This window comes from Variovorax sp. AC103, from assembly GCF_979254005.1.
On the sequence record NZ_CEEDFC010000053.1, the window covers coordinates 1 to 5173 of the forward strand.

Annotated in this window: 6 protein-coding genes; 5 read left to right on the top strand and 1 reads right to left on the bottom strand. The window is 70.5% G+C overall.

The window, feature by feature from the left end; all coding sequences use genetic code 11:
• Positions 1–181 precede the first annotated feature (181 nt).
• The 5 genes from AC0IYU_RS34730 (at position 182) to AC0IYU_RS34750 (ending at position 4608) form a co-directional block, all read left to right on the top strand.
• Entirely contained in the window at positions 182–640 is a 459-nt protein-coding gene (locus AC0IYU_RS34730) for a hypothetical protein (protein WP_472126921.1), read from the top strand.
• Between the two features lie 119 nt (positions 641–759).
• Positions 760–1857, top strand: a complete 1098-nt coding sequence (locus tag AC0IYU_RS34735; RefSeq protein ID WP_472126924.1) for an alpha/beta hydrolase — start codon at positions 760–762, stop codon at positions 1855–1857.
• Between the two features lie 252 nt (positions 1858–2109).
• Entirely contained in the window at positions 2110–2946 is an 837-nt protein-coding gene (locus AC0IYU_RS34740) for an alpha/beta hydrolase (protein WP_435485920.1), read from the top strand.
• A 69-nt stretch (positions 2947–3015) separates the two neighbouring features.
• Complete coding sequence (locus tag AC0IYU_RS34745) at positions 3016–3411, top strand: hypothetical protein (RefSeq protein ID WP_472126927.1); 396 nt, start codon at positions 3016–3018, stop codon at positions 3409–3411.
• 75 nt (positions 3412–3486) lie between these two features.
• Positions 3487–4608: a MerR family transcriptional regulator gene (locus tag AC0IYU_RS34750; protein WP_472126930.1), complete on the top strand. Its 1122-nt coding sequence runs from the start codon at positions 3487–3489 to the stop codon at positions 4606–4608.
• Here the strand turns inward: AC0IYU_RS34750 and AC0IYU_RS34755 are convergent.
• A complete protein-coding gene (locus tag AC0IYU_RS34755; RefSeq protein WP_472126933.1) occupies positions 4540–5151 on the bottom strand; it encodes a DUF938 domain-containing protein in 612 nt (203 codons plus the stop codon). The genes AC0IYU_RS34750 and AC0IYU_RS34755 overlap by 69 nt on opposite strands.
• Positions 5152–5173 lie beyond the last annotated feature (22 nt).

Consider the following 5173-nt stretch of genomic DNA (forward strand, 5'->3'; position numbering starts at 1 on the left):
GATCTACACGTGTGGCGCTTCGTCGGCAGCGTCAGATGTGTATAAGAGACAGGGTCTCTGTGGGGGACTGGGGGAGCCGACATTGTGGCGCGGGTGCGCCGCCGCGAAGGCCGTCCGGCCAACAAATGAAAGCGCCTTCTGCCTACAGTTTCGTGCGCGCAAAAGCCCGACCGTGCTAGCCATGAAGCTTGCCGTCTACATCGTCGAGGACGACCCGTTGGTCCAGGACAGCCTGAAGGTCGTCATCGAGGCCTACCTGCGTGCCCAGGTGATGGGCTGGGCGCCCTCCGAGGCCGAGGCGCTGGCATGGCTTCGCGCCAACGATGGCCGCTGGCACCTGCTGGTGGTCGACCTCACGCTGGCGCAAGGCTCCGGGCTGGGGGTGCTCGCCGCCGTGGCGCAGATACAAGCCAGCAGGGTCGCCGGGGAGGGGACCGGCAAGGGCGGTGAAAAGGGCGGTGGAAAGGGTGGTGCAAAGGGCATCGGCAAGGGCGTGGTGGTGGCCCTGACCAACGCGGCGTCGCCCGGCAACCGGGCCACCTGCCTGCGGCTGGGCGCCGACGCGGTGTTCGACAAGTCGGAAGAGATCAACCAGTTCCTCGCGTACTGCGAAAAGACCATTCCGGGCGCCGCGCACTGAGCCGCGCGCGCTGTGGCACTTCGCCTGCTGTTCATCGGCACAGGTGGGGTTTGAACGGAGGCCCCGCGCGCCGTCGCGGTGAGAGCATGCCAACGCACCCACCCAGACAGGAACAACCCATGCACCCCCGGATCCCTCACCTCGCGGCGCTGTTCGCGGCCGTCGTGCTCTGCGCCTGCTCGCAAGTCCCGCAGACCTATGCAGAGAAGGCCACCGCCCAAGGCACCGCCAACGCGCAGCCCGGCGCGCGCCGCTCTCCCGCGCAGCTCAGCCCCGCACCCACCAACGAAGTCAGCCCGCAGATGCAGGCGCTGATCGCCGGGCCGTACCCGGCGCATTTCAACGCGAACCCGAAGAACGCGGCCGAGTGGAAGGCGCTGGTCGACAGCCGCGCCGCGCCCGTGATCGCCGCGATTCCCGCGCTCAAGCAGAAGCTCGGCGTGAGCGTGCTGGCCACGAAGATCGCAGGGGTGAACGTGTTCGTCGTCACGCCGGCCAAATTCGCGCCGGGCAACGAGCGGCGGCTGCTGATGCACGTGCACGGCGGCGGCTACGTGTTCGGCCCCGGCGAGGCCGCGCTGCCCGAGGCGATGCTGCTGGCGAGCATCGGCGGCTACAAGGTGGTCTCGGTCGACTACCGCATGCCGCCCGACTACCCGTACCCCGCGGCCATGGACGACGCCATGGCCGTGTGGAAGGAACTGCTCAAGACCAACCGCGCACGCGGCATGGGCGTGTTCGGCACGTCCACCGGCGGCGCGATGACGCTGGCGCTGGTGCTACGCGCCAAGGCCGAGAACGTGCCGCTGCCCGCGGCCATCGCGCCGGGCACGCCGTGGTCGGACATCGCGAAGATCGGCGACACCTACCAGACCAACGAATGGGTCGACAACGTGCTCGTCACCTGGGACGGCTGGCTGGGCCGCGCCGCGCTGCTCTATGCGGGCGGGCGCGACCTGAAGGACCCGCAGCTGTCGCCCATCTACGGCGACTTCAAGGGCTTTCCGCCGGCCATCCTGACCAGCGGCACGCGCGACCTGTTCCTGTCGAACACCGTGCGCACGCACCGCAAGCTGCGCCGCGCGGGGGTGGAGGCGGAGCTGAACGTGTACGAAGGCCAGTCGCACGCGCAGTACGGCATCAACCCCGACGCACCCGAAACCCGCGAAGCCTTCGGCGACATCGCGCGCTTCTTCGACAGGCACCTGGGCCGGTAGGGGAGCGGCTCCTGGCAACTCGCGCATTCAGCGGCCGCGCTGCCGCCACGCTGGGGGCATTGGCTGTCGCCGTGCTCGCCGGCTGTGCATCGGCGCGGGATGCGGCGGGCATGAACGAGGCGGCGAACTTCGGTTGCGCGAACCGCTGAACACGGCAGGCGCAGCCGGCTTTCCACCGCCCCGCCGCGGGGTTGCTGCAACCCGGCGAAACTAGGCCCCCAACCTGCCAGTCATTCCCGGGGAGCCCGCTGCTTGTCATCCAACAAAGTCTTTCGCATCGCACTGTCGGCGTCGGCCGCTGCCATCGGCAGCCTCGCGGCGTACTGGACCCTGCTCGCCACGCGCCAGGGCGACATCCTGTTCAACGCCCGCAAGCTGCCCGTCGTCCACTTGTCCGAGGACTTCTCCACCTACTCCCACACGGTGCCCGGCGGCATGGTGCGTGGCTACGTCTATCACCCGCAGGGTGAAGACGCGCTGCAGGACCTGTTCATCTACTTCGCCGGCCGGGGCGAAGACGTTCGCGCCACGGCGCAGATGCTGCACTGGCTGCCGGAAGGCTTCGGCTTCGCCGCGCTCAACTACCGCGGCGTGGCCGACTCGCAGGGGCGTCCGTCGGAGATCGCCTCGGTCGAGGACGCGGGCCAGTTCGCCAACCATCTGCGCCGCGCGTTCCCGCAGGCCCGGCTGCACGTGGTCGGCCGCAGCCTGGGCACGGGCGTGGCCATCCAGCTCGTGGCGCGCCAGCCGTTCGAGAGCCTGCAACTGGTCACGCCGTACGACTCGATGCTCGAGGTGGCGAAGAAGCGCTTTCCGCTGGTGCCGCTGTCGCTGCTGCTGCGCCACCAGTTCAACTCGCTCGAGCACAGCCGCGAGGTCGCGGCGAAGACGCAGGTGCTGCTGGCCGAGCACGACGATGTGGTGCTGCCCGAGCGCTCCGCCAAGCTCATCAACGCCTGGCCGACGCCGATCCAGGTGCAGACGGTGCCCGGCTCGGACCATCACAGCATCATGGGCCTGGAGGCCACGTGGCTCTACCTCATCGACTTTGCGCTGACCGCGATTCTTCCGGAGCCGAAGGTGGCGTGAGGTGCGGCGTGCGCTGCGCCAGAATGCAGGGGCTCGACTTCAACACCCCTGCCTCGAGGAGCCCGCCCCATGTCGCTTGCGCTGCACAGCCTTGTTCTCGCCGGCATCGGCCTTGTCTTCACCGCGGGTGCTTCTGCACAGCCTGACCCATCCGGCCAACCCGGACAACCCGGACAACCCGGCGGCGCAGCGCCCGCGGCCCAGGCCGGGCAGGTCTTCACGCGGGCGCGCGTCAGGTCCGTTCATGAAGAGCCGGGTGGCAAGACCTACGTGCGGCTGAAGCTGCTGCCCAGAGCCAAGCTCCCGTTCACCGTGCAGACCTTCCGGGTGCTCGACACCTCGCTGCTGGCCGGCATTTCCGAGGGCGCGTGGGTCAAGTTCACCTCGGCGCGCGTGAACGCGGAGAACACGGTCACGGCGCTCCAGCCGGCCACCGAGTGCGTGCGGTTTCAGCCGTGCGACTGACCCCTGTCCTCTTGACCCGGCCCCTGCGGCCACCTCGATAAAGGCCGTCTCCCGTCCAACCCCGAGGTGATGCCCGTGCCCCCTTCCGCCCGATTCCTGAACCCCGCCGAAGCCGCCAGAAGGCTCGGCGTCTCCGCCAAGGCCTTGCGCCTCTACGAACAGCGCGGCCTGGTCGCCCCGGCGCGCAACGCGGCCGGATGGCGCTCCTACGGCCCCGGGGAAATGGCCCGTGGCGCCGACATCGTGGCCCTGCGCGCGCTCGGCCTCAGCCTGGCCCAGGTGGCGCGCGTGCTGCACGGCGACGCCGCGGGCCTGGAGCCCGCGCTGGCGGCGCACCAGGCGCTGCTCGAAGGCCGTGCGCGGCAGCTCGAGGTCACGCTCGACAAGGTCCGCAGCCTGCGCACGGACCTCGCCGCCGGCCGGACGCCGACGGTCGGCGAGCTGGCGCGCCTGCTGCCGCCGGCGCCGGCGCCCGGCGTCGAGTTCGCGCTGCCCTGGCCGTGGGGCGGCGAACGGTTCGAGTGGCGCGACATTCGCTCGCTGAACTACATCGTCGGCCCGCTGGGCAGCGGCAAGACGCGGCTGGCCTTGCGCCTGGCCGAGACCCTGCCCGACGCCGCGTTCCTGGGGCTGGAGCGGTTGGAGAACGGCATTGCCGCGTCGCGGATCGACGCCGATCCGGCGTTGCGGTCGCGTGTCGATCGGGCGATGGCCTGGCTCGTCGAGGATGGCGCCACGGTGTGCGACGCGCTCACCGTCTTGCTGGCCGCGCTGGAGGCCGAGGCCCCGGCCGTGCTGGTGGTCGACATGGTGGAGCAGGGGCTCGACCACGCGACCCAGCAGGCATTGGCCGCCCACCTGCGCCGGCGCAGGCCCGAGGCCCGGCCTCTGTTCCTGCTCACGCGCTCCTGCGTGATGCTGGACCTGGCGGCCGTGGGCGCGGACGAGTCGATCCTGCTGTGCCCCGCCAATCACAGCCGGCCGATGCGCGTCGCGCCCTGTGCGGGATCGCCCGGGTACGAGGCCGTCGCCACGTGCCTGGCCACGCCCGAAGTGCGCGCGCGCACGCAGGGCCTCGTGGCGTCGTGGGCCAGTGGCACCGCGCAGGGCGTGCCTGGCAGTGCCCCGCTAGGAACCGAAGACCAGCAGCAGGTTGTTCGCGGGCATCGCATGCCGCTCGCGCAACACGAGCCCTGAGCGGCGCGCCTGGGCCTTCACGTCCTCCAGCCGGCGGATGCCCCATGCGGGGTTGCGTGCGCGAAGGCTCTCGTCGAACGCCACGTTGCTCGGCGCCGGCGTGCCGTCTTCGAAGTACGGTCCGTAAGTGATCAGCAAGCCGCCGGGCAGCAGGTGCCGCGCGGCCCCATCCATCAGGGCGGCGCACGTGGCCGGCGGCGAGATGTGCAGCATGTTGGCGCAGTAGACGGCGTCGAAGCGTTCGGCGAACGCATCGTCCGGCGACGGCCATTGCGGGGACATCACGTCCAGCAGCAGCGGTGCCAGCAGGTTGGGCAGCGCGGCCTGCGCAACGCGGCTTGCAAGCGCGGGCAGCATGCGCGCGTCCGCATCGGTCGGCTGCCAGGTCCACCCGCTCATTGCAGCCGCGAACCAGGCGGCGTGCTGGCCGGTGCCCGAGGCAATTTCCAGCGCGGTGCCGCGCGCGCCCAGCGTCTGCATCAACACGTCGAGGATGGGCTGCTTGTTGCGGTCGGCTGCGGTGCTGGCGGGAAGGTTGGTCATTCGGAGGGGGTCGGGGTGGGTG

Coding starts and splice junctions, on each gene's coding strand:
- AC0IYU_RS34745 (WP_472126927.1), top strand. CDS start 3,016: ATGTCGCTTGCGCTGCACAGCCTTGTTCTCGCCGGCATCGGCCTTGTC.
- AC0IYU_RS34755 (WP_472126933.1), bottom strand. CDS start 5,151: ATGACCAACCTTCCCGCCAGCACCGCAGCCGACCGCAACAAGCAGCCC.
- AC0IYU_RS34735 (WP_472126924.1), top strand. CDS start 760: ATGCACCCCCGGATCCCTCACCTCGCGGCGCTGTTCGCGGCCGTCGTG.
- AC0IYU_RS34730 (WP_472126921.1), top strand. CDS start 182: ATGAAGCTTGCCGTCTACATCGTCGAGGACGACCCGTTGGTCCAGGAC.